The 26,966-nt window shown below is 74.3% G+C and carries 31 protein-coding genes and 1 tRNA gene; 24 read left to right on the top strand and 8 right to left on the bottom strand.

The genetic code is table 11. From position 1 onward, the window contains the following. Nucleotides 1-266 precede the first annotated feature (266 nt). From ASG41_RS10255 to ASG41_RS10205, 11 genes are all read left to right on the top strand, one after another. The gene (locus tag ASG41_RS10255; protein ID WP_056293496.1) at nucleotides 267-1,154 is read left to right on the top strand and encodes a pyruvate, water dikinase regulatory protein; all 888 of its coding nucleotides are present in this window, start codon (nucleotides 267-269) and stop codon (nucleotides 1,152-1,154) included. Next, on the top strand, nucleotides 1,151-3,544 hold the full coding sequence (gene ppsA, locus ASG41_RS10250; RefSeq protein WP_235564697.1) for a phosphoenolpyruvate synthase: 2,394 nt from the start codon (nucleotides 1,151-1,153) through the stop codon (nucleotides 3,542-3,544). The genes ASG41_RS10255 and ppsA overlap by 4 nt, the downstream gene beginning before the upstream one ends. A gap of 180 nt (nucleotides 3,545-3,724) precedes the next feature. Next, the gene (locus ASG41_RS10245) at nucleotides 3,725-4,714 is read left to right on the top strand and encodes a sugar-binding transcriptional regulator (protein WP_056293492.1); all 990 of its coding nucleotides are present in this window, start codon (nucleotides 3,725-3,727) and stop codon (nucleotides 4,712-4,714) included. Beyond that, nucleotides 4,711-5,157, top strand: coding sequence for a transcriptional regulator GutM (locus ASG41_RS10240; RefSeq protein WP_056293488.1), 447 nt, complete (start codon nucleotides 4,711-4,713; stop codon nucleotides 5,155-5,157). Before ASG41_RS10245 ends, ASG41_RS10240 begins: the two co-directional genes overlap by 4 nt. A 178-nt stretch (nucleotides 5,158-5,335) precedes the next feature. Next, complete coding sequence (locus tag ASG41_RS10235; protein WP_082556763.1) at nucleotides 5,336-5,941, top strand: PTS glucitol/sorbitol transporter subunit IIC; 606 nt, start codon at nucleotides 5,336-5,338, stop codon at nucleotides 5,939-5,941. After that, the gene (locus tag ASG41_RS10230; RefSeq protein ID WP_082556762.1) at nucleotides 5,938-6,534 is read left to right on the top strand and encodes a PTS glucitol/sorbitol transporter subunit IIB; all 597 of its coding nucleotides are present in this window, start codon (nucleotides 5,938-5,940) and stop codon (nucleotides 6,532-6,534) included. The genes ASG41_RS10235 and ASG41_RS10230 overlap by 4 nt, the downstream gene beginning before the upstream one ends. A 69-nt stretch (nucleotides 6,535-6,603) precedes the next feature. Beyond that, a complete protein-coding gene (locus ASG41_RS10225) occupies nucleotides 6,604-6,975 on the top strand; it encodes a PTS sorbitol transporter (protein ID WP_082556853.1) in 372 nt (123 codons plus the stop codon). Next, nucleotides 6,972-7,412 (top strand): PTS glucitol/sorbitol transporter subunit IIA, encoded by a 441-nt coding sequence (locus tag ASG41_RS10220; protein ID WP_056293479.1) that lies wholly within the window; start codon nucleotides 6,972-6,974, stop codon nucleotides 7,410-7,412. Before ASG41_RS10225 ends, ASG41_RS10220 begins: the two co-directional genes overlap by 4 nt. Continuing rightward, complete coding sequence (locus tag ASG41_RS10215; protein ID WP_056293475.1) at nucleotides 7,409-8,740, top strand: NAD(P)H-dependent oxidoreductase; 1,332 nt, start codon at nucleotides 7,409-7,411, stop codon at nucleotides 8,738-8,740. Before ASG41_RS10220 ends, ASG41_RS10215 begins: the two co-directional genes overlap by 4 nt. 23 nt (nucleotides 8,741-8,763) lie before the next feature. Continuing rightward, entirely contained in the window at nucleotides 8,764-9,519 is a 756-nt protein-coding gene (locus tag ASG41_RS10210; RefSeq protein ID WP_056293470.1) for a 2-C-methyl-D-erythritol 4-phosphate cytidylyltransferase, read from the top strand. Between the two features lie 2 nt (nucleotides 9,520-9,521). Continuing rightward, on the top strand, nucleotides 9,522-9,833 hold the full coding sequence (locus tag ASG41_RS10205; RefSeq protein WP_056293466.1) for a hypothetical protein: 312 nt from the start codon (nucleotides 9,522-9,524) through the stop codon (nucleotides 9,831-9,833). Between the two features lie 15 nt (nucleotides 9,834-9,848). On the opposite strand, the gene ASG41_RS10200 is transcribed toward ASG41_RS10205, so the two are convergent. After that, nucleotides 9,849-10,505: a 2-C-methyl-D-erythritol 4-phosphate cytidylyltransferase gene (locus ASG41_RS10200; protein ID WP_056293463.1), complete on the bottom strand. Its 657-nt coding sequence runs from the start codon at nucleotides 10,503-10,505 to the stop codon at nucleotides 9,849-9,851. 61 nt (nucleotides 10,506-10,566) lie between these two features. On the opposite strand from ASG41_RS10200, the gene cysS reads away from it, so the two are divergent. From cysS to ASG41_RS10185, 3 genes are read left to right on the top strand one after another with little or no spacing between them, the layout of a single operon-like run. After that, on the top strand, nucleotides 10,567-11,970 hold the full coding sequence (gene cysS, locus ASG41_RS10195; RefSeq protein WP_056293460.1) for a cysteine--tRNA ligase: 1,404 nt from the start codon (nucleotides 10,567-10,569) through the stop codon (nucleotides 11,968-11,970). Nucleotides 11,971-12,013: 43 nt separating this feature from the next. Beyond that, entirely contained in the window at nucleotides 12,014-12,976 is a 963-nt protein-coding gene (rlmB, locus tag ASG41_RS10190; RefSeq protein ID WP_056293456.1) for a 23S rRNA (guanosine(2251)-2'-O)-methyltransferase RlmB, read from the top strand. 14 nt (nucleotides 12,977-12,990) lie between these two features. Further along, entirely contained in the window at nucleotides 12,991-13,341 is a 351-nt protein-coding gene (locus ASG41_RS10185; protein WP_235564694.1) for a cupin domain-containing protein, read from the top strand. 12 nt (nucleotides 13,342-13,353) lie between these two features. Here the strand turns inward: ASG41_RS10185 and ASG41_RS10180 are convergent, their stop codons facing one another. The 3 genes from ASG41_RS10180 to ASG41_RS10170 form a co-directional block, all read right to left on the bottom strand. Continuing rightward, a complete protein-coding gene (locus tag ASG41_RS10180; protein WP_056293451.1) occupies nucleotides 13,354-14,625 on the bottom strand; it encodes a DUF445 domain-containing protein in 1,272 nt (423 codons plus the stop codon). Nucleotides 14,626-14,783: 158 nt separating this feature from the next. Next, nucleotides 14,784-16,196 (bottom strand): trypsin-like peptidase domain-containing protein, encoded by a 1,413-nt coding sequence (locus ASG41_RS10175; protein ID WP_082556761.1) that lies wholly within the window; start codon nucleotides 16,194-16,196, stop codon nucleotides 14,784-14,786. 106 nt (nucleotides 16,197-16,302) lie between these two features. Further along, nucleotides 16,303-17,073 carry an ABC transporter permease gene (locus ASG41_RS10170; RefSeq protein WP_200938816.1) on the bottom strand — a complete coding sequence of 257 codons (771 nt, stop codon included), beginning with the start codon at nucleotides 17,071-17,073 and terminating at the stop codon, nucleotides 16,303-16,305. A 154-nt stretch (nucleotides 17,074-17,227) separates the two neighbouring features. Here ASG41_RS10170 and ASG41_RS10165 point away from each other — a divergent pair, with 154 nt between their 5' ends. Next, nucleotides 17,228-17,884: a hypothetical protein gene (locus ASG41_RS10165; RefSeq protein WP_056293448.1), complete on the top strand. Its 657-nt coding sequence runs from the start codon at nucleotides 17,228-17,230 to the stop codon at nucleotides 17,882-17,884. Nucleotides 17,885-17,890: 6 nt separating this feature from the next. Here the strand turns inward: ASG41_RS10165 and ASG41_RS10160 are convergent, their stop codons facing one another. Beyond that, nucleotides 17,891-18,760, bottom strand: coding sequence for an NAD(P)-dependent oxidoreductase (locus ASG41_RS10160; RefSeq protein ID WP_056293444.1), 870 nt, complete (start codon nucleotides 18,758-18,760; stop codon nucleotides 17,891-17,893). Between the two features lie 79 nt (nucleotides 18,761-18,839). On the opposite strand from ASG41_RS10160, the gene ASG41_RS10155 reads away from it, so the two are divergent. Together ASG41_RS10155 and ASG41_RS10150 are read left to right on the top strand one after the other, a co-directional pair. Next, nucleotides 18,840-18,911 (top strand) — tRNA-Thr (locus ASG41_RS10155). Between the two features lie 111 nt (nucleotides 18,912-19,022). Beyond that, nucleotides 19,023-19,232, top strand: coding sequence for a dodecin (locus ASG41_RS10150; RefSeq protein ID WP_056293440.1), 210 nt, complete (start codon nucleotides 19,023-19,025; stop codon nucleotides 19,230-19,232). A 2-nt stretch (nucleotides 19,233-19,234) separates the two neighbouring features. Here ASG41_RS10150 and ASG41_RS10145 read toward each other — a convergent pair whose 3' ends face one another. Both ASG41_RS10145 and ASG41_RS10140 read right to left on the bottom strand, forming a co-directional pair. Next, entirely contained in the window at nucleotides 19,235-19,633 is a 399-nt protein-coding gene (locus ASG41_RS10145) for a Rieske (2Fe-2S) protein (RefSeq protein WP_056293436.1), read from the bottom strand. 41 nt (nucleotides 19,634-19,674) lie between these two features. Continuing rightward, complete coding sequence (locus ASG41_RS10140; protein ID WP_056293433.1) at nucleotides 19,675-20,070, bottom strand: DUF5313 family protein; 396 nt, start codon at nucleotides 20,068-20,070, stop codon at nucleotides 19,675-19,677. A 174-nt stretch (nucleotides 20,071-20,244) separates the two neighbouring features. Between ASG41_RS10140 and ASG41_RS10135 the strand changes: the two genes are divergently transcribed. From ASG41_RS10135 to ASG41_RS10120, 4 genes are all read left to right on the top strand, one after another. Next, nucleotides 20,245-21,006 carry a DeoR/GlpR family DNA-binding transcription regulator gene (locus tag ASG41_RS10135; RefSeq protein ID WP_056293431.1) on the top strand — a complete coding sequence of 254 codons (762 nt, stop codon included), beginning with the start codon at nucleotides 20,245-20,247 and terminating at the stop codon, nucleotides 21,004-21,006. A 66-nt stretch (nucleotides 21,007-21,072) separates the two neighbouring features. Further along, a complete protein-coding gene (locus ASG41_RS10130) occupies nucleotides 21,073-21,381 on the top strand; it encodes a PTS lactose transporter subunit IIB (protein ID WP_056293428.1) in 309 nt (102 codons plus the stop codon). A gap of 6 nt (nucleotides 21,382-21,387) precedes the next feature. Next, on the top strand, nucleotides 21,388-21,846 hold the full coding sequence (locus ASG41_RS10125; RefSeq protein WP_200938815.1) for a PTS sugar transporter subunit IIA: 459 nt from the start codon (nucleotides 21,388-21,390) through the stop codon (nucleotides 21,844-21,846). A 49-nt stretch (nucleotides 21,847-21,895) separates the two neighbouring features. Further along, nucleotides 21,896-22,594, top strand: coding sequence for a hypothetical protein (locus ASG41_RS10120; RefSeq protein ID WP_157519252.1), 699 nt, complete (start codon nucleotides 21,896-21,898; stop codon nucleotides 22,592-22,594). A gap of 10 nt (nucleotides 22,595-22,604) precedes the next feature. Here ASG41_RS10120 and ASG41_RS10115 read toward each other — a convergent pair whose 3' ends face one another. Continuing rightward, nucleotides 22,605-24,242, bottom strand: coding sequence for a Na+/H+ antiporter (locus tag ASG41_RS10115; RefSeq protein WP_056293422.1), 1,638 nt, complete (start codon nucleotides 24,240-24,242; stop codon nucleotides 22,605-22,607). Between the two features lie 161 nt (nucleotides 24,243-24,403). Between ASG41_RS10115 and ASG41_RS10110 the strand changes: the two genes are divergently transcribed. The 3 genes from ASG41_RS10110 (at nucleotide 24,404) to ASG41_RS10100 (ending at nucleotide 26,957) form a co-directional block, all read left to right on the top strand. Further along, the gene (locus ASG41_RS10110; protein WP_056293418.1) at nucleotides 24,404-25,414 is read left to right on the top strand and encodes an SDR family oxidoreductase; all 1,011 of its coding nucleotides are present in this window, start codon (nucleotides 24,404-24,406) and stop codon (nucleotides 25,412-25,414) included. A 26-nt stretch (nucleotides 25,415-25,440) separates the two neighbouring features. Further along, nucleotides 25,441-26,355, top strand: a complete 915-nt coding sequence (gene rarD, locus ASG41_RS10105) for an EamA family transporter RarD (RefSeq protein ID WP_056293410.1) — start codon at nucleotides 25,441-25,443, stop codon at nucleotides 26,353-26,355. 251 nt (nucleotides 26,356-26,606) lie between these two features. Next, nucleotides 26,607-26,957, top strand: a complete 351-nt coding sequence (locus ASG41_RS10100) for a DUF3263 domain-containing protein (protein WP_056293405.1) — start codon at nucleotides 26,607-26,609, stop codon at nucleotides 26,955-26,957. The last annotated feature ends 9 nt before the right edge of the window (nucleotides 26,958-26,966 follow it).

Raw genomic sequence — 26,966 nt, 5'->3', positions numbered from 1 at the left:
CTGCGGCGTCCCCCTGCCCGCCGCCGGCCGGTGCTCACGCCCGGCCGGCGGCGGCCCCACGAACACCCTCCCGGGACAGCGTCGTCCCGGGAGGGCCCTGACCGTCCCCGCGGGTCGTGCGCCTCTTGCCGGTGTCGTCGGCAGCCCGCAGGATGGCTGTCCCGAGGTCTCGAGGTGCCGGTGTCTGCAGCAGCTGTGCCAGGTCGTCAGTGCGGTCGTCAGTGCGGTCGTCCGCGCGCGCGGTCGGTCCCCGCCGGGATCCACGGGTGACCGGGCTCCCGGAGGTGCCCCCGGTCCCGGTCTTCTTCCTGTCCGACTCGACGGGGATCAGCGCGGAGATCATGGGCAACGCGCTGCTCATCCAGTTCCCCGAGCTGGTCTTCGAGCGGACCATGATCCCGTTCATCGGCACGGTGGAGCAGGCTCGCGAGGTGGTCGCCCAGCTCGACCGGGCGATGGAGGAGGCCGGGGACGGCCCGGCCCAGCCGCTGGTGTTCTGCACCGCCGTCGTCGACGAGGTGCGGGCCGAGCTGCTGCGGACCCGCGCCCCGGTGATCGACCTCTTCGGCATGCACATGGCCCGGGTCGAGGACCTGCTCGGTGTCCGGGGGCTGCGCGAGGCCCGCCGGCTGCACGGGGTCGGCGACGTCCGGCGCTACAACGACCGGATGGCGGCGGTCGAGTTCGCCATCGAGCACGACGACGGGCAGACCTTCCGGGCCATCGAGCGGGCCGACGTGATCCTGCTGGCCCCCTCGCGGTGCGGCAAGACGCCCACCGCCATGTACCTGGCCCTGCAGCACGGGCTCTTCGTGGCCAACTACCCCTTGGTCGACGAGGACCTGGAGACCACCGACCTGCCCCGTCCGGTGAAGGACCACGCGGCCAAGTGCTTCGGGCTGACGACGACGGTGACCCGGCTGTCCCGGGTGCGCCAGGAACGACGCCCCAACTCCCGCTACGCCTCCGAGGCCCAGTGCCGCGGAGAGCTCCGGCAGGCCACCGCCATGTACGACCGGCACCGGCTGCCGACCATCGACACGTCGAGCTCCTCGGTGGAGGAGATCGCCGCCGTCGTCCTGCAGACCCTCAAGCGACGCCGCCCCGGCCGGACCCCGGCCGGGAGCACCCCCACCCCAGGAGGCACCCCGTGAGCACCGTGCGTGCGAGCACCCAGAACGTCCGTTGGTTCGCCGAGCTGGGCATGGGCGACCTGGAGGAGGTCGGCGGCAAGAACTCCTCGCTGGGCGAGATGATCTCCCACCTCGCCGACGCCGGCGTCCGGGTGCCCGACGGGTTCGCCACCACCGCCGCGGCCTACCGGCACTTCCTGGGCGACACCGGGCTGGCCGAGCGGATCAGCGCGAAGCTGGCCTCGCTGGACGTCGACGACGTCCGGTCGCTGTCGGCGGCCGGCCGGGAGATCCGCGGCTGGATGGTGGACCAGCCCTTCCCCGAGGACCTGGAGGCCGACATCCGGGCCGGCTACGAACAGCTGACCGGCGACGACGCCGAGCTGTCCTTCGCCGTCCGGTCCAGCGCGACCGCCGAGGACCTGCCCGATGCCTCCTTCGCCGGGCAGCAGGAGACCTTCCTCAACGTGCGCGGCATCGACTCGGTGCTCACCGCGATCCGCGAGGTCTACGCCTCGCTCTACAACGACCGGGCGATCGCCTACCGGGTGCACCACGGCTTCGAGCACGACGCGGTGGCGCTGTCGGCCGGGGTGCAGCGGATGGTCCGCTCGGACATCGGCTCCTCCGGCGTCATGTTCACCATGGACACCGAGTCCGGGTTCCCCGACGCGGTCTTCATCACCTCGGCCTACGGGCTGGGGGAGGGCGTCGTGCAGGGTGCGGTGAACCCCGACGAGTTCTACGTCTACAAGCCCTCGCTGCGGGCCGGGAAGGCCGCCGTCCTCAAGCGGGGGGTGGGGGACAAGGCCACCAAGATGGTCTACACCGACGACGCCACCGTCGGCCGGACGACGGAGTTCGTGGACGTCGACGAGGCCGACCGCCGGAAGCTCTCCCTCACCGACGACGAGGTGCTGCAGCTGGCCCGGTACGCGCTCACCATCGAGGAGCACTACGGGCGCCCGATGGACATCGAGTGGGGGAAGGACGGCCGGGACGGCGAGTTGTACGTGCTGCAGGCCCGCCCGGAGACGGTGGTCTCCCGGGCCGGCAGCTCGTTGGAGCGCTACAAGCTGACCGGCACCGGCACGGTGATCGTCGAGGGCCGGGCGATCGGGCAGAAGATCGGCGCCGGCGCGGTCAAGGTGCTCTCCGACATCGAGGAGATGGCCGACTTCCGGCGCGGTGACGTGCTGGTCGCGGACATGACCGACCCCGACTGGGAGCCGATCATGAAGCGGGCCTCGGCGATCGTCACCAACCGCGGCGGGCGCACCTGCCACGCCGCGATCATCGCCCGCGAGCTGGGCATCCCGGCCGTCGTGGGCACCGGGGACGCCACCCGCACGCTGACCGACGGGCAGGAGGTCACCGTCTCCTGCGCCGAGGGTGACACCGGCAACGTCTACGAGGGGCTGGTCGACTTCGAGGTGGAGGAGACCCGGCTGGACGCGATGCCGGACATCCCCACCAAGATCATGATGAACGTCGGGACGCCGGAACAGGCCTTCGCGTTCTCCCGGCTGCCGCACGCCGGCGTCGGGCTGGCCCGGCTGGAGTTCGTGATCAACCGGCAGATCGGCATCCACCCGCGGGCGCTGCTGGACCACGACCAGCTCGAGGGCCGGCTGCGCGAGGAGATCAGCGAGGCGATCGCCGCGTACTCCTCGCCGCGGGAGTTCTTCGTCCAGCGGGTGGCCGAGGGCATCTCGATGATCGCCGCGGCGTTCGCCCCCGAGCCGGTCATCGTGCGGATGAGCGACTTCAAGTCCAACGAGTACGCCAACCTGGTCGGCGGCGAGCTGTACGAGCCGCACGAGGAGAACCCGATGCTGGGTTACCGGGGCGCCTCCCGGTACCTGTCGGCGGACTTCGCCGAGTGCTTCGCGATGGAGTGCGAGGCGCTGCGGTACGTCCGGGACGAGATGGGCCTGACCAACGTCAAGATCATGATCCCGTTCGTGCGGACCGTGGCCGAGATCGAGGGCGTGGTCGAGCTGCTGGCCTCGCACGGGCTGGTCCGCGGGGAGAACGACCTGTCGGTGGTGATGATGTGCGAGCTGCCGTCCAACGCGCTGCTGGCCGACGCCTTCCTGGACCACGTCGACGGGTTCTCCATCGGCTCCAACGACATGACCCAGCTGGTGCTCGGGCTGGACCGCGACTCCAGCCTGGTCGCGGCCTCCTTCGACGAGCGCAACCCGGCGGTGCTCGCGGTGCTGGAGATGGCGATCAAGGCCTGCCTGGCGCGGGGCAAGTACGTCGGCATCTGCGGGCAGGGCCCCAGTGACCACCCGGACCTGGCCGAGTGGCTGGTCGAGCAGGGCATCGAGTCCATGTCGCTGAACCCGGACACCGTCGTCGACACCTGGCTGCACCTGGCGAAGACGGCCCGTCCGACCGGCTGAACCGCCGCCTGACCGCCCCGACGCGCGTCCGGGGTCGGTGGAGATCCGGTGCCGTGGGGTCCGTGTGCACCGATGTGCAGGAAAATTGAGAAAACGTGCGCAAGGGGCTTGCAGGTGACTGGCGCCACATGCCACTGTGCCTCGCGCACAACGGTGCGCCGAAGCTGAACGGAGGTGACGATGCCCGCTCCCCGAGAACTCGAGTCGCTGGTGGCCGCAGCGCGGCTGTACTACCTGGAGAACCTCTCGCAGGCCGAGGTGGCCACCCGGCTGGGCACGAGTCGGAGCAACGTCTCCCGGATGCTCGCCTCCGCCGTCGAGCAGGGTGTCGTCGAGATCCGGGTCAACGACCCGGCCGGCCGCGACCGCGAGCTGGAGACCGCGCTGCAGACCCGCTTCGGCCTGCGGTCGGTCCGGGTCGCCCAGCGCACCGCCGTCGGCAACGCCGACCAGCAGGTCGGCACCCAGGCCGGGCGCTTCCTGCTCAGCGAGCTCCGCGACGGCATGACCGTGGCGCTGTCCTGGGGGAGTGCCCTGCAGTCCATGGTCTGGCAGACCACCGCCGAGCACGACTACGCCGTCCGGCTGGTGCAGCTGGTCGGTGGGCTGTCCGCGGTGGACAACGAGGTCTCCGGCCACGAGCTGGTCCGTGAGCTGGCCTCCCGGCTGGGCGCCTCCTACCGCTACCTGCACGCCCCGGCCACCCTGACCACCGCCAGCGCCCGCGACGCGCTCGCCGAGGAGGCCTCGGTCGAGCAGGCCCTGGCCGAGGCCCGGCGCGCCGACATCGCCTTCGTCGGCATCGGGACGCCGACCCACGGGTCCTCGGCCTCGGTGCTCACCGCGCTGGCGCTGGACGCCGAGGAGGCCGCCCAGCTGCGCAAGGCCGAGCCGGTCGGCGACATCGCCGCGCGCTACTTCGACGCCGCCGGCCAGCCCGTGCTGGGCGCCGTCCACGAGCGGGTGCTAGCGGTGACGCTCGCCGAGCTGGCCGCCATCCCGACCGTCGTGGGCGTCGCCTGCGGACGGGTCAAGGCCGCGGGCGTCCTGGGCGCCCTCCGCGGCCACCTGATCGACGTGCTGGTCTGCGACGAGAGCCTGGCCCGTGCCGTGCTCGCGCTGGGCCGGTCCGAGGACACCGACACCGACGAGAGCGAGACCCTCCGATGAGCCTGTGGATGCTGCTGATCCCGGTGGTGGTGGGCACCGTCCTCCAGCTGTGGCTGACCGCCAAGCAGACCACCGCCTGGACCCAGGAGCTCAAGCGGCTGCGGCCGCTGGGCGCCACCGCCGTGGGCAAGGGCGGGCGTCGCTACCGCGGCGGCATCGCCTTCGTCGCGCTCTCGGTGGCCGACAAGCGGGTCACCGGCGCCTTCTCCCTCCGCGGCTTCACCACCGCCGCCCGCCCCCACCCGGTGCCGGCCCTGGTGGGCCTGCGCCTGTCGGTGGTGGCCGGCGACCGCCCCATCGAGGGCCTCACAGACTCCGAGCGCTCCGCCGCTCGCGAGGCGGCCGGGATGCTCCGCGCCGCCCTTGCCCGCGAGCCCGGTGCCACGAGCACCGCCGGGCCGCAGGTCACCCCCACCACCGTCGGGGCCGCCGGACCGGTGTGACCCACCGGCACGACCCCGCACCCCGGCACCGACCCCAGCACCACCTCCCAGCACCACCTCCCAGTACCACCCCCCCCAGCACCACTTGAACGGCCGACCCACCGCACCACGGGGACGGTCCCCGCACCGTGCCCGCGCACCCCCCACCCCTGCCACGTTCCAGAGAGGGACGCACGCCATGTCAGTACTGGCAGCCGAGACACCGCAGGCCGAGGACCCCACCGGCTTCTTCGGTGTCCTCGCCCACGCCGCCGAGTGGTTCATCGGCCTCTTCCAGGCAGGCGCCGACAACTTCGTCGGCCTGCTCGTCGGCATCATCCCGCTGCTGATCGTCCTGCTGACCGCGGTCAACGCGCTGGTGCGGGCCATCGGCATCGAGCGGATCGAGCGCTTCGGCGCGATGGCCGCCCGCCCGGGCATCCAGTGGTACCCGGTCCGGTACCTGCTGCTCCCGGTGCTCTCGGTCTTCTTCCTGACCAACCCGATGTGCTACACGATGGGCCGCTTCCTGCCCGAGAAGTACAAGCCGGCCTTCTACGACTCGTCGGTGTCCTTCGTGCACCCGATCCTCGGCCTGTTCCCGCACGCCAACCCCGGTGAGCTCTTCGTCTACTACGGCATCGCCGCCGGCATCACCACCCTGGGCCTGGGCCTGGGCGACCTCGCCGTCCGCTTCCTGCTCGTCGGCCTGGTCGTGATCCTCATCCGCGGTGTGGTCACCGAGCTGATCACCACGCGTCTGCTGGCCCGCAACACCACGCGCACCGAGGGAGCACTGGCATGAGCACCACCGTCGAGAACGAGAAGGCCACCAGTGGCGGCTCCTCGGTGATGGGCAAGGCCAGCGGTGTGCTGGTCCGCGTGGGCAAGGCCGTCGGCGGCGTCGTCGGCGTCCTCTACCAGGCCGGTCGCGACACGATCGACACCGTCATCCGCAACATCATCCCGTTCATGGCCTTCGTCTCGGTCATCGTCGGTATCGTCAACTACACCGGCCTGGGCAACGTGCTGGCCAACTTCGTCGCCCCGCTGGCGTCGAGCCTGATCGGCCTGCTGGCCATCTGCGTCTTCTGCGCCATCCCGGTGCTGTCCCCGGTCCTCGGCCCGGGTGCGGTCATCGCGCAGGTCGTCGGGGTGCTGCTCGGCACCCGCATCGGCGCCGGGGACATCCCCCCGCAGTACGCCCTCCCGGCCCTGTTCGCGATCAACCCGCAGGTCGGCTGCGACTTCATCCCGGTCGGTCTGGCCCTGGGTGAGGCCGAGCCGGAGACCGTCGAGGCGGGTGTCCCGGCGGTGCTGTTCAGTCGTCTGATCACCGGTCCGATCGCCGTCGTCATCGCCTACTTCGCGAGCTTCGGCCTGTACTCGTCCAACTGATCCACCGGCGGCGTGGCCGACCTGGCCACGCCGCCCGAGCACGAAGCGACCCCGCAGGAGGAGCACCCGATGTCCGACTACAAGTCCGTCACCATCAGCAAGGGCCGCGGCGGCTGGGGCGGCCCCCTGGTCATCACCCCGACCGCCGACAAGCCGCTGATCTACAGCGTCACCGGCGGTGGCATCCACCCGGTGGCCGCCCGGATCGCCGAGCTGACCGGTGGCCAGGCCTTCGACGGCTTCAAGAGCTCGGCCCCGTTCGACAAGATCGCCGTGGCCGTCATCGACTGCGGCGGCACCGCGCGCGTCGGGGTCTACCCGATGAAGAAGGTCATGACCGTCGACGTCCACGCGACCTCGCCGGCCGGACCGCTCGCCTCCTTCATCAAGGAGGAGATCTTCGTGTCCGGTGTCGGGGTCAACGACGTGGTCGAGAAGTGACCTCCTCCACCACGGAGTCCCCGGTGACGGTGGAGGAGGAGGTCCTCTACTCCTCCACCGTCACCGCGGTCGGCGAGCAGGTCGCCACGTTCGTCGAGGGCCACGGGATCCTGGTCTTCTTCGGCGTCGACTCACCCGTCGAGCTGCACGACTTCTCCGCCCTGCACGAGGCGACCGTGGCCACCGCCGGCCCGCGCACCGGCGACGTGATCGAGCTGGGCGGTGCCCGCATCCCGGTGCTCGCCGTCGGTTCGGTCGTCGAGGCCAACCTGCTCAACCTGGGCCACATCGACCTCAAGGCCAACGGCGCCCCCGAGGCCGACATGCCCGGTGACGTGAACCTGCCCGTCGACACCCTGGTCGTCCCCTCCGCCGGGGACACCTTCCGCATCCTGCGACCGGCCGGTCCGGTCGCCTCCCCCGAGGACCGCTCATGAGCTACAGCTCCAGGCTCGCCGCCCTGGCCGCCGAGCGCGGCCGTCCGGTCCGCATCGCCCTCGTCGGTGCCGGCCAGATGGGCCGCGGCTTCGCCGCCCAGGCGCACCGGATGACCGGCGTGCACGTCTCCGTCGTCGTGGACGTCGTCGCCGAGCGCGCGTCGGAGGCCCTCGAGGGCACCGGCCAGTCGCCGGTCGTCAGCCGGGACGTCGACGAGGTCGTCCGGGTCATCGAGTCCGGGGGCGCCGTCGCCCTCGACGACCTCTCGCTGCTCACCGAGCTGCCCGTCGACGTCGTCGTCGAGGCCACCGGCGTGCCCGAGATCGGCGCCCAGGTCGCCGTCCGCTGCCTGCTCGCCGGCATGGACATCGCCACCCTCAACGTCGAGTCCGACGTGACGATCGGCCGCCTGCTGCACGACCTCGCGACCTCGCAGAACGCGATCTACTCCATCTGCCGCGGCGACGAGCCGGTCGAGTGCAAGATCCTCGTCGACTACGCCCGGGACCTCTCGATGGAGGTGGTCATGGCCGGCAAGGGGAAGAACAACCCGCTGAACGCCCAGGCCACCCCCGCCTCGCTCGAGGAGGAGGCCGAGGCCAAGGGCATGAACCCGAAGATGCTCTGCAGCTTCGTGGACGGCTCCAAGGCCATGATCGAGATGGCCGCGCTGGCCAACACCACCGGCCTGGGCGTCTCCACCAAGGGCATGCACGGCCCGCCCTCCACGGTGGCGACCCTGCAGGACACCTTCGCCCTGGTCGAGGACGGCGGCGTGCTGGAGAAGGCCGGCGTCGTCGACTACTGCACCGGCCCGGTGGCCCCCGGCGTCTTCGTCGTCGTCCGCACCGACGACCCGTACGTCAACCACGAGCTCAGCTACCTGAAGATGGGCGCCGGCCCGTACTTCGCGCTGTACCGCCCGTACCACCTGGCCAGCGTCGAGGCGCCGCTCACGGTCGCCGAGATGGTCATCGACCGGCGGGCCAGCCTGACCTCGGAGTTCTGGACCGCCGAGGTCGGTGCGGTCACCAAGTCCGACCTCACCGCGGGCACCGTGCTCGAGGGCGTCGGCGGGTCACACGTGCACGGCATGATCGAGGACGCCGGCGACTTCGCCCGGGACGAGCGGGTGCCCCTCGGGGTCGTCGCGAACGCCCGGCTGGTCCGGGACGTGCCGGCCGGCACGTACCTGACCTACGCCGACGTCGAGCTGGCCGAGGACTCGGCCATCGTGGCGCTGCGTCGTCTGCAGGACGCGACCCCGGCCGGCACCGCGCCGTCCGAGGCCGACCTGGTCGCCGCGCTGGGCGGCGTCCGGGCCTGACCGGGGAGCCCTAGGCTGGCCGGGTGACCGGCCAGCCGACCCCGCCGCGGGCAGCCCTCGTGCTGCTCGCGGCGGGTTCGGGTTCCCGCACCGGCCACTCGACCAACAAGGTCTTCCTGTCCCTGGCCGGACGGCGGGTGTTCGTCTGGACGCTGGACGCCACCGCGGCCGACCCCGGCATCGGTCCGGTGGTGCTGGTGGTCCGGGCCGACGAGGTCGACGCGGCGCACGCCGTGCTCGCCCGGGAGGCCCCCGGCCGGGACGTGCGGGTCGTCGTCGGCGGGGCCAGCCGGCACGCCTCGGAGTGGAGCGCCGTCCAGGCGCTGCTGCCGATGATCGAGCAGGGGGAGGTCGACGTGGTGGTCGTGCACGACGCCGCCCGTCCGCTGAGCGGCCCCACGCTGTTCCGGCAGATCGTCGAGGCGGCCCGGGCGCACGGCGGCGCCGTCCCCGGCCGCCGGCAGTCCGTGCTGCTGGACCGGGCCGGGCTCTCGGTCCGCGACGGCGAGGCCGTCGGGGTGCAGACGCCGCAGGCGTTCGTGGCCCCGGTGCTGGTCGAGGCCTACCGGGCCGCGGCGCAGGCCGGCTTCGAGGGGTCGGACACCGCCGCGTCGGTCGAGCGGTTCGCCCCCGACGTGACCATCCAGAACGTGCCCGGCACGTCCACCAACATCAAGATCACCTACGCCGAGGACCTGTTCCTCGCCGAGGCCCTGCTGGCCCGGGTGTCCTTCGACCTGCGCCGGCTGGGCACTGCGTCGTCGGGTGGAGGGGGCTGACCGTGGAGCAGGAGTACGCCGAGCTGACCTGCACGGCCTGCGGACGCACGGTGGAGCACGAGCTGCGCCACGTCGGCCGGCTGCTGGCCACCACCACGTGCACCGCGTGCGGCCACGTGGTCGAGGTCGCCCCGCGCTCGATGGTGCCGGCCTACCTGCACGACCTGGAGCACCGGGTCACCAGCAAGCCGCAGCGGATGGTCCGCCGGGCCCGCCGCGACCCGGCCCGCTTCGTGCGCGAGCTGCCCGGTGCGCTGCTGCGCCAGCCGGCCAAGCTCACCGCCGAGCTCTGGGCGCTGGTCCGCGGCCGCTGAGCTGCCGCGGGTGGTTCACCGCTCCCGCAGGGTGCGACGCAGGCCGTGCAGGCACTCCATCAGGACGACGTCGTCGGCGTCGCTGAGCCGTCGTCCGGCCGAGGGCACCTCGTGCGGCACCAGCCTGGCCGACCCGTCCAGCGCGGCGAGCACCGCGGTGAGGTCGGTGAGCTGACCGGCCCGGGGCAGCCGCCGCGCGAGGCCGTCCAGCAGGTCCGCGCCGATGACCAGCGGGGAGGCCAGCGCGCTGAGCGCGTCCCGGTCGACGGTGCCCACGACGGCGCCGTCGACGACCTCCTTGATCGTGTCGGTGACCGGCCGGACGCCGACCAGCACCGCGCCCGGGCCCGCCGCGGACAGCAGCTGGACGGCCTCCCGGACCGCCGACCCGGGCAGCAGCGGGCAGTGCGCGTCGTGCAGCAGCAGCCCGCCGGTCGCCAGTTGCCGCCAGGGCCCGTCCGGGTCCAGTCCGCGGGCCCCGCCGGCGCCCCGGCCGAGCACCCGCACGTCCAGTCCGCGCACGGTGGCCAGCGCGTCGACGGCGTGCGCGAGCAGCGGGCGGCCCTGCAGCCGGAGCCCGTCGTCGTCAGGACCGGCCTGCACGACCAGTCCCAGCAGACCGGGGGACCGGTCGGGGCCGGGAGAGGGCGCGGGCGCGCCGGGTGCGGGCATCCCGTGCACGTTACCCAGGCGGCACCGGGGACCGGACGGGAGCGTCCGTACACTCCGCCCGGTGAGCCTCCGCCTGTACGACACGGCCGCGCGTGCCGTGCGCGACTTCACGCCCCTGCGTGCGGGACGGGTCTCCATGTACGTCTGCGGCCTCACCGTGCAGGGCCCCCCGCACATCGGGCACGTGCGTGCCGCGCTGGCCTTCGACGTGCTGCGGCGCTGGTTCACCCACGCCGGCCTCGACGTCACCTTCGTCCGCAACGTCACCGACGTCGACGACAAGATCCTGGCCAAGGCGGCCGCGGCCGGCGTCGAGTGGTGGGACTGGGCCTACCGCAACGAACTGGCCTGCACCCGGGCCTACGAGGTGCTGGGCACCCTGCCGCCCACCTACGAGCCGCGGGCCACCGGCCACGTGCCGGAGATGGTCGCTCTCATCGAGCGGTTGATCGAGCGCGGGCACGCCTACGCCGCCGGTGGCGACGTGTACTTCGACGTCCGGTCCTGGCCGGCCTACGGCGAGCTCACCGGCCAGGCGCTGGACGACCTGCTGCCCGCGGCGGACTCCGACAGCGAGGACCTCAAGAAGGACCCGCGGGACTTCGCGCTGTGGAAGGCGCACAAGCCCACCGACCCGGAGACGGCGTCCTGGGCGACGCCGTGGGGCCGCGGCCGGCCCGGCTGGCACCTGGAGTGCTCGGCGATGGCCGAGAAGTACCTGGGCGCCGAGTTCGACGTGCACGGCGGTGGGCTGGACCTGCGTTTCCCGCACCACGAGAACGAGCAGGCCCAGTCCAAGGCCGCCGGCGACGGGTTCACCCGGTACTGGCTGCACAACGGCTGGGTCACCCTGGGCGGGGAGAAGATGAGCAAGTCGATGGGCAACACCGCCCTCGTCGACGACGTCGTCACCCGCGTGCGGCCGGTCGAGCTGCGCTACTACCTGGTCGCCCCGCACTACCGCTCCACCATCGAGTTCACCGACGCCGCCCTGGCCGAGGCGGGACAGGCCTACCGTCGGGTGGAGTCCTTCGTCCGCCGCGCGGCCGAGCGGGTCGGGGCGGACGCCGGTCAGCCGGTGCTGCACCCCGACTTCACGGCCGCGCTCGACGACGACCTCGCCACCCCGGCGGCCATCGCCGCGGTGCACGAGGCCGTCACGGCGGGCAACTCGGCCCTGGCCGCCGGCGACGACGCCGCGGTCGCGGCTGCACTGGGCTCGGTGCGGGCCATGCTGGGGGTCCTCGGGCTCGACCCGCTGGACCCGCAGTGGACCGAGGCCGGCGGTGACGAGCGGCTCGCCGAGGTCACCGACGGCCTGGTCCGGCTCGCGCTGGACCAGCGCGCGGCCGCCCGGGCGCGCAAGGACTACGCGGCGGCCGACGCCATCCGCGACCAGTTGACCACCCTCGGCGTGAGCGTCGAGGACACCCCGTCCGGTCCCCGCTGGGAACTCACCCGGTGAGCGCGGCCGGACGGACTGCAGCACGGAGAGAGGTGACCCGCTGATGGCGGGCAACAGCCAACGACGCGGCCGCTCGGAAGGCGCCGGCAAGAAGACGGCGACCGGCGGGACCGGCGGCAAGAACCGGCGGTCCCTCGCCGGGCGGGGGGCGACCCCCAAGGCCGAGGACCGGCCCTACCACCCGGCGCACAAGAAGGCCCGGCAGGTCGCGGTCCGCCGCGAGGGCCGGGCCCGCGTGCAGCGGCGCAACGAGGAGACCCCCGAGCTGCTGCTGGGCCGCAACCCGGTCGTGGAGGCCCTGCGCGCCCGGATCCCGGCGACGGCGCTCTACGTCGTCACCGGCGACACCAGCCGCGGCGGCACCGACGAGCGCATCGCCGAGGCCGTGCAGCTCTCGGCCGCCCGCGGCCTCCCGCTGCTGGAGGTGGGCCGCGCCGAGTTCGACCGGATGAGCGACGGCGCCCTGCACCAGGGCATCGGCCTGATGGTCCCGCCCTACGAGTACGCGCACCCCGAGGACCTGCTCGACATCGCCCGGGACAGCCAGGTCGCCCCGCTGATCGTCGCCCTGGACGGGGTCACCGACCCGCGCAACCTGGGCGCCGTCGTCCGCTCCGCGGCGGCGTTCGGCGCGCACGGCGTCGTCGTCCCGCAGCGGCGTGCGGTCGGCATGACCGCCTCCGCCTGGCGCACCAGCGCCGGTGCCGCGGCCCGCATCCGGGTGGCCCGCGCGGTCAACCTGGCGCGCGCCGTCCAGGGGTACCAGGAGGCCGGCCTGCAGACCGTCGGCCTGGCCGCCGACGGCGACATGAGCCTGCACGACTACGACGGCCTGGCCGACCCGGTCGCGCTGGTCGTCGGCGCCGAGGGCGCCGGTCTCTCCCGGCTGGTCCGGGAGCGCTGCGACGTCGTCCTGTCGATCCCGATCACCAAGGACACCGAGTCGCTGAACGTCAGCGTCGCGGCCGGCATCGCCCTGTTCGCCGCGGCCTCCGCACGCCGCTGACGCCGGGGACGGCGGTGCGGCTCCGGCTGGAGCCGCACCCCGAGGGCGGCTGGTACCGGCGCACCTGGACCGGGCCGGCCGCCGAGGGCGGGCGGCCCGGGGCCACCGCGATCCTCTTCCTGCTGACGCCGGGGGAGTCCTCGGCCTGGCACACCGTCGACGCCGACGAGCTGTGGCTGTGGCACGGCCCCGGCCGGCTGGAGCTGCAGGTGGGTGACGACGTCCTGGTGCTGGGGCCCGACGCCGTCCAGGGTCTGGTCCCGGCCGGGGTCCGGCAGTGTGCTCGCCCGCTGGACGAGGACGAGGTGCTCGTCAGCTGCGTGGTGTCCCCGGGCTTCGAGTGGTCGGGTTTCGCGCTGGGCTGAGCCCGGTGCGCCTCAGCCCAGCAGCTGCGCGACCGTGTAGATGACCAGCCCCGCGAGCCCGCCGACGACGGTGCCGTTGACCCGGATCCACTGCAGGTCGCGGCCGACCTGCAGCTCGATGCGGCGGCTGGTCTCCTCGGTGTCCCAGCGGGCCACGGTGCTGCTGACCAGCTCGGCCAGGTCGCCGGAGAACCGGTCCACCACGTAGCCGGCGGCCCGGCGGGTCTGCCGCTGGACCTGGTCGCGGACGGTGGGGTCGGTCTGCAGCAGCGTCGCGGCCTGTCGGATCAGCCCGGCGACCCGGGCGCGCAGCTCGGAGTCCGGGTCGGCGGCCGCGGTGACGACGGCGTTCTTCGCGTTGGTCCACAGCGACCCCGACCAGGTGCGGACGGCGGGGTGGTCCAGCAGCTCGTCCTTGAGCGACTCGACCCGGGCGGCGGTGGCGGGGTCGGTGCGCAGGTCGTGCACGTAGGCGCGGAGGCGCTGGTCGTAGGAGACCCGCAGCTGGTGCCGGGGGTCCTCGCCGACCTCGGCGAAGAAGCCCTGCAGCAGCGAGAAGACCCGGTCGAACAGGCGGTCGTCGACCCAGATCGGCACCCAGGACGGCGAGGCGTCGCCGAGCTGGGCGCGGAAGACGGCCTGGTTCTCCTCCAGGAAGGCGGCCAGCGCCTTGAGCCCGGCGCTGAGCACCTCCTGGTGCCGGTCGCCCTCCACCACCAGCTCGATGGCCCGGGCCAGGGCGGGGGCGGCCGGGGTGTCCCGCAGTCGGCGGTCCACGAGAGCCGCGACCGCGGGCTGGACGTCCTCGTCGCGGAGCAGCTCGCCCAGGGCCCCGAGCGCCACCCCGGCGTCCCCGGCCAGCCGCTCGGCCCGGCCCGGGGAGGCCAGGAAGTCGCCCAGCTTCCCGGGCACGTCCACGGCGGCGACGCGCTCGTCGACGACGGCGCGGGTCAGGAAGTTCTCCTGCACGAAGGCGCCGAGGCTCTCCCCGATCTGGTCCTTCTTGCGCGGGATGATCGCGGTGTGCGGGATCGGCAGCCGCAGCGGGTGCCGGAAGAGCGCGGTGACGGCGAACCAGTCGGCCAGCGCGCCGACCATCGAGGCCTCGGCGGTCGCCCGGACGTAGCCGACCCAGGTGCGGTCGCCGCCGACGAGCACGCACGCCAGGAAGACCAGCGCGGCGACGACGAAGAGCCCGGTCGCCAGCCGCTTCATCTTCGCCAGGTCCCGGGCCCGGGCCGGGTCGTCGAGGGCGCCGGTCAGCGGGAGGGGGGCCGTCGTCACCGGGCCCAGCGTAGGAGGCCGGACACGCGAGGACCCCCGCACCCGGGTGGGGTGCGGAGGTCCTCGTCCGTCGTCGACGTCCCCGGCATGGGATCCCTCGCATACGGCAGGGAGCGCGCGTCGTATGCGAGGGATCCCATGCCGGGGCGGGCGGGGCCTCAGCTGGAGGCGGTGCCCAGCGTGACGTCGACGGTGCTGGTGCTGTCCCCGCGGCGGACGGTCAGGGTGACCTGGTCCCCCGGTGAGGCGCTGCGCACCGCGGCGGTGAGCTCGGTGGAGGTGGTGATGGCGCGGTCGCCGACGGCGGTGACGACGTCGCCGACCCGGATGCCGGCCTGGGCGGCGGGGCCGCCGTCGGCGACCTGCGCGACCTGGGCGCCCTCGCCGACCTCGGCGTTCTGGGCCGCGGTCTGGGCGCTGACGCCCAACAGCGCGTGGCTGGCCGACCCGGTGCGGATGATCTCCTGGGCGACCCGCTGGGCGGTGTTGGACGGGATGGCGAACCCGACGCCGATGTTCCCGCTCTGCGCGGACTCCTGGCCGGGCACGTCCGCGGCGGCCACCGAGGCGATCGCGGAGTTGATGCCGACGACCTCACCGGCGGCGTCGACCAGCGCGCCCCCGGAGTTGCCCGGGTTGATGGCGGCGTCGGTCTGGATGGCGTCGATGACGGTCACGTCAGTGTCCGAGCCGGTGGCGACGGCCCGGTCCGTGGCGCTGATGATCCCGTCGGTGACGGTGTTGGAGAGCCCCAGCGGGGCACCGATGGCCACCGCGAGGTCACCGACCTGGACGTCGTCGGAGTCGGCGAAGGCGGCCGGGGTGAGCCCGGAGGCGTCGGCCAGCTTCACCACCGCGAGGTCGGAGGAGGGGTCGGTGCCCACGACGCTGGCGTCGTAGAGCGTGCCGTCGGCGGTGCGCACCTGCACGGTGGCGTCCCCGGTGGAGCTGTCCAGGGTGACGACGTGGTTGTTGGTCAGCACGTAGCCGTCGTCGGTGAGGACGACGCCCGAGCCGGACCCGGCCCCCGAGGAGTCGGTGACGTAGACCGTGACGACGCTGGGGGCGGCCTTCGCGGCGGCGGCGGTGGCCGAGGTCGCCGTCTGCGGGTCGGTGATGACGACGTTCTGCGCGGAGGTGGCAGTGGGGGAGGAGCCGGCGCCCTGGTCGACCAGGCTCACCACGCCCGCCCCGGCGCCGCCGCCGATCAGCGCCCCCGCGACCAGCCCGGCGACGCCGAGCTTCCACCGGCCGGCCCGCCTGGTGGGCTGCGGCGGCTGGAAGGCGGGCGGCAGCTGGCCGCCGGCCGGGGCGCTCACGCCGGCGTGGGCCGGCTGCGGGTGCTGCCCCCACGCCTGGCCGGGGTGGGGGGTGGACTGCTGACCGGTCCAGCCCTGGTGCGGCGGCACCTGCTGCGGTCCGGGCGCCGGGAACTGCTGCGCCGGGAACTGCTGCGTCGAGGGCTGCTGGGCCGGGGGCTGCTGGGCCGGGAACTGCTGCGGCAGGCCCTGCGTCGGGTACCGGTCGCCGTTCTGCCCGGTCTCGTCCGCCGGGCGGTTCTGCTCGCTCACGTGGTTCCTCCGAGTCTGGCCGGGGGCCGGTGCCCCCGCTGGAGTCCACGGTGCGCCGCTGCCGTGGGCCGGAGCTGCACGTGGGCTGTGAGGTGTCTGGACGCGGTCAGCCGCCCGCGCGCACCCGGCCGGCGGCGACCAGCTCGGTGACCACCCAGACGGCGACGACCTCCGCGGCCAGCAGGCCCACGAGGACCAGCAGCTGGGCGGCGCCGGCCTGCACGGCGCTGCCGCCCCCGAGCAGGACGCCGACGAAGGCACCGGGCAGGGTCACCAGCCCGACCGTCCGGGTCTGGTCCAGCGCGGGCACCAGCGCGGTGGAGGCGACCGGGCGGGCCACCTCCAGCACGGCGTCGCGGCGCAGCAGCCCCAGGGCCAGGGCTGCCTCCACCTCACCGGCGCGCTGCTCCAGCTCGTCGAGCAGCCGCCGGCCGGCCAGCGAGGTGGCGGTCATGGTGCCGCCGATGACGATCCCGGCGATCGGCACGAGGGCCTCACCGCGCAGCGGCACGGCGCCGCTGGCGAGGACCAGGGTCAGCACGGGCAGCACGCCGGCCGCGATCGGCAGGCCCAGCAGGGCCGTGCGCCGGAGCAGTCCCGGCGAACGGACGCCGCGACCGGTGACCCGGCCGGCGGAGGTGGCCGAGGCGACGACCAGCATGACCAGGGCGAACGCCGCCGAGGACCACAGCGACCGCACCACGGCCACGACGAGCACCGACACGACGGCGAGCTGGACGGTGGCCCGCAGCGCGGCCTGGACCAGCGGCCGTTCCTGACCCAGCCCGGACACCCGTCCCGCCGCCGCGGCCAGCCCCACGAGCACGACGAGGACGACGGCCAGGCCCGGCCCCAGCTCCACCACCGACGACCCCACGGACGGCGATCCTGCCCGGTGCCGCCCCGGCGGGCGGACGAGGGCCACAGACCGCACCCTGGAGCCCATCCGGCGCGGGGGTCCGCTGCGAACACGGGCTGTCCCCGCAGGGTCCTCGGACCCTGCCCCGCGCCCCGACCGCCCCGGAGGTCCCGTGCCCGTCGCTGACCTCCCGGCACGGGCGCTGCGGGTGGTGCTGCTGACCCCGGCGGCGGCGGTGGCGGTCGTGGGTGGGCTCAGCCTGGCCGGTCACCAGCTGGTCACGGTGGGGCTGGCCGCGGCTGTGGCCGCGGTCGTCGGCGCCAGCATCGCCGGGGAGTCCCGGGTGCCCGACGCCCGTCGCCGCGCCGTCGAGGCCGCCTGGCGCTCGGCCGTGTGGACCGTGGGTGTGCTCCTGGGCCTGGCCGGGCTGGCCGCGATCGGCGGCGGCTGGCTGGCCGCGGTCGGGGGCCTGACCGGTGCGGGCGTGGCCCTCGTCGTCCTCGCGCTGCGGACCCGTCGGTCGGCGCCGGGGACCTCGGCGTCGCTGCCGCTGGGCCCGGGTGACGACGACGAGGCGCCCAGCCTGCCGCCGGTCGCCGAGCTGTCCACGGAGGCGCTGGGCCGGGAGTGGCAGCGCACCGCGAGTGCACTGTCCGCGGCGCTGGAGCCGACCACCCGTCAGCACGTGGTCCGACGGCGGCAGGACACCCTGGACGAGCTGGAGCGGCGCGACCCGGAGGGCTTCGCCCGCTGGCTGACCGCCGGTGCCCGCACCGACAGCGACCCGGCCGAGCACATCCAGGGTGACGCCGCCCCGGGCCCCGCCTGAGCGGGGTCAGGCCAGTCCGCGCACGATCCCGCCCAGGTCCACGGCGGAGGGGTCCTCGAAGCTGTCCGCGGCGGCGGTGAGGGTGTCCAGGACAGCGGCGGTCAGCCGGTCCTGCACGCCGGCCTCGCCGAGGGCGGCGACGATCAGCCGCGCGTCCTTCACGGCCCCGGTCAGCGCGAAGCTCACCGGGAACTCCCCGGCGGCCATCTGCGGGCCCTTGAGGTGGGCGTAGGGCGTGTCGACCGCGCCGCCCTCGATGGCCGCCAGCCAGTCGGCCGGGTCCAGCCCGAGCCCCTGGGCCATCGCGACGGACTGGGCGATGCCGGCGGTCACCGAGAGCACCCAGGCGTTGGCGACCAGCTTGAGCCGGCTGCCCCGCCCGGCCTCGCCCAGCCACAGCGTCCGGCTGCCGACCGCGTCCAGCACCGGGGCGAGCAGCTCCTCGACGTCGGCGCGGGGTCCGCTGGCCAGCATCACCAGCGTGCCGGTGTCCGCCGGCTGCCTGGTCCCCAGGACGGGGCAGTCGACCAGCACCAGGCCCAGCTCGCGGGCCACCTCGACGGTGCGGTCGGCGCCCTCGATGCCGACCGTGGTGGTCTGCAACCAGACCGTCCCGGGCGCCGGGGCGGCCTGCCGCACCACCTCGATCGCGGAGTCCGCGTCGAAGAGCATGGTGAGGACGACGTCGGCCCCGCGGACGGCCTCGGCGGCGTCGTCGAAGGCCTGCGCGCCGTCCCCGGCGAGGACGCGGGCCTTGGCTGCGTCCCGGTTCCAGGCCCGGACCGGGAGCCCTGCGCGCAGCAGCGAGCGGGCCATGCCGGCGCCCATGGTGCCGGTGCCCAGCACGGCCACGGTGGGGGTGGGGGAGGTCGTCATGCCCCGATCCTGCGGCGCCGCCGACGGGTCGGCCAGCGCGGGTGGGCCGGGGGCTGCCGGTAACCTCGGCGGCGCACCCGCCCCGTTAGCTCAGTGGTAGAGCACCCGCCTTGTAAGCGGAAGGTCGTCCGTTCAATCCGGACACGGGGCTCCGTCCGGGCCGGTCCGCGGGCCCGTCGTCACCGCGCGGACGCCGCGGTCCCGTGCCAGGGTCGGGGTCCCGCCACCGGGTCCGACCGGTGGCCCTGCGGTGGGAGAACCGTTGAGCGACCACGTGTACCGGCTGAGCGAGATCGTCGGCAGCAGCACCACCAGCGTCGACGACGCGATCAGGACCGCCGTCCGGAAGGCCTCGGAGACCGTCCGCAACATCGAGTGGTTCCAGACCCAGGAGATCCGCGGTCAGGTCGTCGACGGTGACGTCCAGTACTTCCAGGTGACGATGAAGATCGGTTTCCGCGTCGAGGACTGAGCTCAGCCCAGCACCACGTCGGCGCCGCGGACGGACACCGCCAGCGGCGTGAGGCCGGTGGTCGCCGGCCCGGCCAGCACGTCGCCGGTGTCCGGCGCGAACTCCGAGCCGTGACAGGGGCAGCCCAGACCGCCGCCCACGAGTGCCCGCACCCGGCAGCCCTGGTGCGGGCACTCGGCGTCCCAGGCCACGACGGCGTCCTCCCCGGTGCGCACCACCAGCACCCGGCGGCCGTCGACCTCGATGTCGAGGGCGCCCTCCTCGGGCACGTCGGCCAGGGCGGTGATCGGGTCCCCGGGGCCGGCCCCCTCGACGGAGGGGACGCCGCCGCACGCGGTGAGGGTCAGGGTCAGGCCGCCGGCGCCCAGCAGGGCTCGTCGGGACAGGCAGGGCGGGTGCACGGAGGACCTCCGGGGGAGCGGGCGGGGCCCCAGTCTGGCGGTCAGTCGTAGCTGCCGGCGCCGTCCCGGCGGTACCGGGCGTGCTTCTCCACCGAGTCGCGCTCCGCCCGCCGGGCGCGGACCCGGGCCGCGGTGCCCGGCGGCCAGCCGGCCTTCACCGCCCGGTGCTCGGTGGTCTCCACCATGTAGGCCGCGGAGAACAGCAGGCCCAGGAAGACCCCACCGCCGGCCGCGGCGGCCCGGAACCCGAAGGGCACCGGGACGGCGAGCAGGACCACCAGCAGGACCGGGGACAGCTGCACGAGCGCGCGGACCAGGTGTCGCACCGCCCAGGTGCGCCGGGTGGTGTCGGCGAGCACCCAGTCGCGGTGCTCCGCGGGCAGTCCACCGCCCAGGGCGTACCAGACCCACCGGACGGGGCCGGGACGCGTGGGCACGGGACCAACGGTAGGCGTTCTGTGCGCCCGCTGGGAGACCGGACGCGGGCCCATCCGGGCATGCCGGGGACCCCGAACGGCCCTCGGAGTTCCGCATCCGCCCGGTGCGGCTTGACTGAGCCCACTTGTGGCCGTAGACACACGCTGCATCGGTCGGTCGGGCGAGGAGGTCACGTGTACGCGGAGGAACGCCAGGAGCACATCCTGCGGGCCGCCCGGTCCGCCGGCCGGGTCGAGGTCACCGAGCTGGCGGCCGAGCTCGACGTCGCTCCGGAGACGATCCGCAAGGACCTCACCGCCCTGGAGCGGGTCGGCGTCGTCCGCCGGGTCCACGGCGGCGCCATCCCGGTCGAACGGCTGGGCTTCGAGCCCGCCGTCGCCGCCCGCGACGTGGTGCTCACCGCTGAGAAGGAGCGGATCGCCAAGGCCGCGATCGCCGAGCTGCCCGAGGACGGCGCGGTGCTGATCGACGCCGGCACCACGACCGCCCGGCTGGCCGACCTGATGCCGACCGACCGCGAGCTCACCATCGTGACCAACGCGCTGCCGCTGGCCTGCAAGCTGGCCGCGTTCCCCAACCTGAACGTGCTCCTGCTCGGTGGCCGGGTGCGGTCGCGCACGCTGGCCTCCGTCGACGCCTGGGCGCTGTCCGCGCTGGCCGGGGTCTACGTCGACGTCGCCCTGCTGGCCACCAACGGCGTCTCCGTCGAGCGCGGGCTGACCACCCCCGATCCGGCCGAGGCCGCGATCAAGACGGCCATGATCGCCGCCGCCCGCCGGGTCGTGCTGCTGGCAGACCACAGCAAGGTGGGCCACGACCACTTCGCGCACTTCGGCGACCTCGAGTCGGTCGACCTGCTCATCACCGACACCGGGCTCGACGAGCGCACCGCCGCCGAGCTCGCCGCGGTCGGGCCGCGCGTGACCCGGGTGTGACCCGTCGCGCACGGTGAGAGGCTGACGGCAACGCCGCACCACCCCAGACCAGAGGAGCGCCGTCCCATGGCGAGCATCGAAGGCAACGACGTCCGCAAGCTGGTCATCGCGTGTGACGCGGGCATGGGCAGCAGCGTGCTGCTGGCCAACCAGCTCAAGAAGCGGCTGCGGGGCAGCGACGTCGTCGTCGTGCACAGCCCGGTCGACTCGATCCCCGGGGACGCCGACCTGGTGCTGACCCACTCCAAGCTCGCCGACCGGGCCCGCGGCTTCGCCGGGCAGCGCCCCGTCGTCCCCTTCGACCTGTTCGTCGGTGACCCGGCCGTCGAGGGCGTCGTCACCGCGATCATCGCCGGCACCACCATCGAGGGCTGACCGGCGGTGACCGAGGACCTGGTCACCGGGCTGCTGCACCCCAGCCGGATCGTGCTGGACGGGCGCGCCGTCGACAAGGCCGACGCCGTCGGTCAGGCCGGGGCGATGATGCTGGCCGCCGGGGCCGTCGACCAGGCGTACGTGGACTCGATGCTCGAGCGCGAGGAGTCGGTCTCCACCTACATGGGCGAGGGCGTTGCGATCCCGCACGGCACCAACGCGGCCAAGGGCGGGGTCGCGGCCGACGTGCTGACCGTGGTCCGCTACCCGGCCGGGGTGGACTGGGGCAACGGCCGGGCCGAGATCGTCATCGGGATCGCAGCCACCGGCGAGGGCCACCTGCCGGTCCTCGCCGCGCTGGCCCACGTGCTGATGGACCCCGACCGGGCGGCCGCGTTGCGCGGTGCGACCACGGTCGACCAGGTGCTGGAGCTGCTCACCGCGTCGGAGGAGGACCAGGATTGACCGTCGCGGGGTGACCGCCGTCGGGTCCCGGGGGTGCCAGGATGCCGGCGTGCAGCCGCCCCAGCCCCCGTACGGCCAGCCCTCCGACGGCCAGCCCTCCTACGGTCAGCCCTCCTACGGCCAGCCGCCGTACGGGCAGTCGTTCCCCCAGCCCGCCCCGCTGGGACCCCCGCCGCGGGTGTCGGCCGGGGTGCGCGCGATCGGCCTGGTGGCCCTCGGCGTCGCCCTGGTCGGGCTGGCGGTCTTCGGCGGGTACGAGACCGCGCTGCACGAGGCCGGCAAGTTCGAGGCGGTGCTGTGGTTCCTGCCCGCGATCGCGGCGCTGCTGGCGATGACGGCGGTGTGGCAGGACACCGTGTTCGCCCTGCGCTGCGACGGGCGGGTCCTCGTCGGCACCGGGCTGCTGGGCAGGCAGGGCGTGGACCTCGCCCGGCTCACCGCGGTCACGTCCGCGGTGGCCGCCAGGTCGGTGACCGTGCAGCTGCGCGACGACGCCGGAGGGGTGTCCTTCGACGCCAAGCACCTCGTCAAGGCCGGGCAGCCGGCCTTCGACGCGGTCGGGCGCGCGGTGTGGGACGGCCAGCAGCAGCGCCGCTACGTGGTACCGGTCGGTGCGGCGGGGGTCTGGGGCATGCCGACGCTGCCGGGCGCACCGGCCAACGGGAAGAGCGGCGCCACGCCCAAGGCGCTGACGATCGTGGGTCTGCTGGTGGCCGGGCTCGTGGTCGGCCTGCTGCTGGGTCTCTGACACCCGGGGGTCAGAGCCGGCCGACCCAGGAGTTGGCGGTCGCGGCCTCCTCGTAGTCCAGCTCCTGCAGCACCGCCCGCATCACCTCGTCGTCCAGGTGGCCCTTGTCGCGCTCCTCCATCAGCACCCGGCGCTGCACCTCGATGATCTCCTGGCGCACCCGGTGGAACACCTGCGCGCGCGTGCGGCTGCGGTCGGCGTCCTCCCGCTCCTCGGCGCGGACCGAGGCCGACATCGACCGGGCCCGGGCCAGCAGCGGGCCGCGGATGCGCTCGGCCACGGCGTGGGCACGCTCGGGGCCGACCCGCTCGGCGAGCTCCTGCTCGACCTCGGCGATCCGCTCCATCGCCGCCGCGGTCGCCCGCTCGGCCAGGTGCACCTCGGCCTCGGCGTCCCGGCGGGCCTGGTCGGGGTCCTGCACGTCCAGGCGGCGGATCAGCCACGGCAGGGTCAGGCCCTGCAACAACAGGGTGCCGATCGCGGCGGTGAAGGCCAGCAGCTGCAGCACGTCGCGGTCGGGGAAGTCCGCCGGCACCGCGGCGGCCGCGGCCAGCGTCACCACCCCCCGCATGCCGGTCCAGGAGATGACCGCCTGGTGCCGCCAGCCGGGCCGGTGCGACCGGGAGGACCGCCGGGCCCACGGCCGGGGGAGCCGGCGCAGCGCCTCGACGGCGAAGACGAACAGCGGCCGGACGACGATCGCCGTCCCCAGCACCGCCAGCGCGGCCCCCACCAGGGCGCTGTTGGACCGCTGCGAGGCCTCCACCGACTCCACGACGTAGCGCAGCTGCAGCCCGATCAGCGCGAACACCACGGCCTGCAGCAGCAGGTCCAGCGAGCTCCACAGCGGGCGTTCCTGCAGCCGGCTGGCGTACCCGGCCTCGGGGGACTTGTGCCCCAGGTAGAGCCCCGCGGCGACCACCGCCAGCACACCGGACCCCTCCAGCTCCTCGGCGAGCAGGTAGGCGGCGAAGGGGACCACCAGACCCAGCACCGACGTCACCACCGGGTCGTTCAGGCGCAGCCGCAGGGCGTGCACGACGACGCCGATGAGCAGGCCGAGGGCGACGCCGACCCCGACCGCCAGCCCGAAGGTCTCCGCCGCCACGCCCCAGTCCAGCCCGAGCACCCCGCCGCCGACGCCGAACACCGCGGCCAGCGCCACCTTGTAGAAGGTGAGCGACGCGGCGTCGTTGATCAGGCTCTCGCCCGAGAGCACCGTCATCACCGGACGGGGCAGGCCCAGCTGGCGGCCGATCGCGGCGGCGGAGACGGCGTCCGGCGGGGCGACGACCGCGCCCAGCACCAGCGCCGCGGGCAGCGGCAGCCCGGGCACCACCCAGTGCGCGACGAGCGCCACCACCACCGCGGTGACGACGACGAGCACCACGCCCAGCTGCACGATCGGGCGCAGCAGGGCCCGGAAGTCGGCGTAGGAGACCTCGAGTGCCGCCGAGTACAGCAGTGGTGGCAGCACCACGGCCAGCAGCAGGTCGCCGTCGATGGCGAACTCCGGGACGCCGGGCACGTAGCTGGCCACGAAGCCGACCAGCACCAGCAGCAGCGGTGCCTGCCAGCCCAGTCGGCGGGCGGCCGCGGCCACCGCGATCGCACCCACGGCCAGTGCCAGCAGCTGTGCGCCCTCCACGGGGCCCCTCTCCTCGTGCGGTCGTGGCGCCGGGGCCGTCGTCGGGGGCGCCGCTGGTTTGGGGGTCCCCCTCGACGGTGCATCCCCGGGAGGAGTCCCGCAGCCCGTGGGGGCCACCGCCGTCAGGAGTCCAGCATGTCCGAGCACGAGCAGGTCCACGCGTGAGTGGTCAGGTGGTCGTCGTCACGGGCGCCAGCGGCGGCATCGGGCGGGCCACCGCGGTCGCGTTCGCCCGGCGTGGTGACCGGGTGGCGCTGCTGGCCCGCGGCGAGGTCGGGCTGGCCGCCGCGGCCGAGGAGGTCCGCGCCGCGGGTGGCACGCCGCTCGTCGTGCCGGTCGACGTCGCCGACGCCGACGCGGTCGAGGCCGCCGCGTCCCGGGTGGAGGCCGAGCTGGGCGAGATCGACGTCTGGGTCAACGTGGCCTTCACCGCGGTCTTCGCCCCGTTCGCCGAGCTCACCCCCGCCGAGTACGCCCGGGTGACCGAGGTCAGCTACCTGGGGTTCGTGCACGGCACGATGGCCGCGCTGCGCCGGATGCGCCCCCGGGACCGGGGCGTCGTGGTGCAGACCGGGTCGGCGCTGGGTCGCCGCGGCATCCCGCTGCAGAGCGCCTACTGCGGGGCCAAGCACGCGGTGAAGGGGTTCACCGAGTCGCTGCTGACCGAGCTGAGGGCGGAGGGCAGCAACGTGCACGTGACCCGGGTGGACCTGCCCGGGGTCAACACCCCGCAGTTCAGCTGGGTGCTGAACAAGATGCCGAAGCGGCCGCAGCCGGTGGCCCCCATCTACTCCCCGGAGCTGATGGGCCGGGTGATGGTGCACGCCGCGGAGCACCCGCGCCGGCGCGCCTGGTGGATCGGCACCCCGACGGTCTACACGGTGCTGGGCGCCGAGGTGTGGCCCCAGTTCATGGACTGGTACCTGGCCCGTGGCGGCATCGAGGGCCAGCTCACCGACGTCGACGCCTCGCCCGCGGACCCGGCGAACCTGTACGAGCCCGCCGACGGCGAGGGCGGCCGGGACTTCGGCGCCGAGGGCCGGTTCACCGACCAGCAGTGGACCTGGGACGCCCAGATCTGGGCCAGCAGGTACCACGGCACGGTCGCCGCGGTGGCCGGTGCGGGCCTGGCCGGGGGAGTGGCGGCGTTGCTGCGGCGGCGCCGCGGCTGACGACACCGGGCGCCTAGGGTGCGGCCGTGAGCGAGCAACGCGCCGGGGTCCTGATGGGCCTGGCCGCCTACGGGCTGTGGGGCCTCTTCCCGCTGTACTTCCCGCTGCTGGAACCCGCGCAGGGCGTGGAGATCGTGGCGCACCGGATCGTCTGGTCGCTGGTGTTCGTGGCCGTCCTGCTGACGGTGCTGCGCAAGTGGACCCTGGTGCGTCGGGCGGTGGTCGACCGGCGCACGATGCTGGTCCTCGCCGTCGCCGCGGTGCTGATCACCGGCAACTGGCTGACCTTCGTGATCGCGGTCAACTCCGGCCACGTGGTGGAGACCTCCCTCGGGTACTTCGTCAACCCGCTGGTGAGCGTCCTGCTGGGCGTGGCGGTCTTCCGGGAGCGGCTGCGCAAGCTCCAGTGGCTCGCCGTGGGGATCGCGGCGCTGGCGGTCGTGGTCCTCACCGTCGACCACGGCCGGCCGCCCTGGATCGCGCTGTTGCTGGCCGGCACCTTCGCCACCTACGGGCTGATGAAGAAGCTGGTCCGGGTGGAGGCCGCGCCGGGCCTGCTGCTGGAGACGCTGGTGCTCGTGGTCCCTGCGCTGGTGGTCATCGGGGTGCTGCAGACCCGGGGGACCGGCACCGTCGGCGACGCCGGGGGCGGGCACGTCCTGCTGCTGCTGAGCTCGGGGGTCGCCACCGCGATCCCGCTGCTGCTCTTCGCCGCGTCCACCCGGCGGGTCCCGCTGTCCACGGTGGGCCTGCTGCAGTACCTGACCCCGCTGATGCAGCTGGCCATCGGCGTGTTCGTCTACGGCGAGCCCATGCCGCCGGCCCGGCTGGTGGGTTTCGCCGTGGTCTGGCTGGCCCTGGCGGTCTTCACCGTCGACAGCCTGCGGGCGGCCCGCGCGCAGCGGCGGACAGCGCCCGAACCGGTGCCCGCCGGCCTCTGAGGCCGGAGTTGTCAGAGGGTCGTGGCACCGTCGTCAGCGGGTCGGGGACGGAGTCGTCCGATGGCTCTCGGTGACGCCACTGGGGGCCGTGGACCGGAGGGTGCGGGTGGTGCGGACGCGCACTCACCGGGTCCCTGCGGGCCCCCGCCGAGGGGGTTAGCGTCGGGTCTCACCCCCTCGGCGACCCCGGTCCCGCACGCCCTGCGACCGCCCGCCGAGCTTCCCCGCCAGACCTGGAGGACCCCCCACCGATGAGCAGCGACGCCGCCCCCGCCACCCCGCTCCACACCTCGCTCCACGCCTCGGACGCGACCGGTGACGTGGACGGCGACGGCCTCGTCGGCGAGTCCTCCGGGCTGCCGCGGCGGGAGCGCGACGTGCTGGCGTTCGAGCGGCAGTGGTGGCGGTACGCCGGGGCGAAGGAGGCCGCCATCAAGGAGCAGTTCGGCCTCTCGGCGACCCGGTACTACCAGGTGCTCAACACCGTCATCGACCGGCCCGAGGCGCTGGCCGCCGACCCGCTGCTGGTGCGCCGGCTGCGCCGGATGCGGGCCACCCGCCAGCGGCAGCGCTCGGCCCGCACCCTGGGCATCGACCTCTAGAGGCGACTA

Source organism: Modestobacter sp. Leaf380, from assembly GCF_001424485.1.
Classification (GTDB): Bacteria; Actinomycetota; Actinomycetes; order Mycobacteriales; family Geodermatophilaceae; genus Klenkia.
This window is presented reverse-complemented; position numbering and strand designations above follow the sequence as displayed.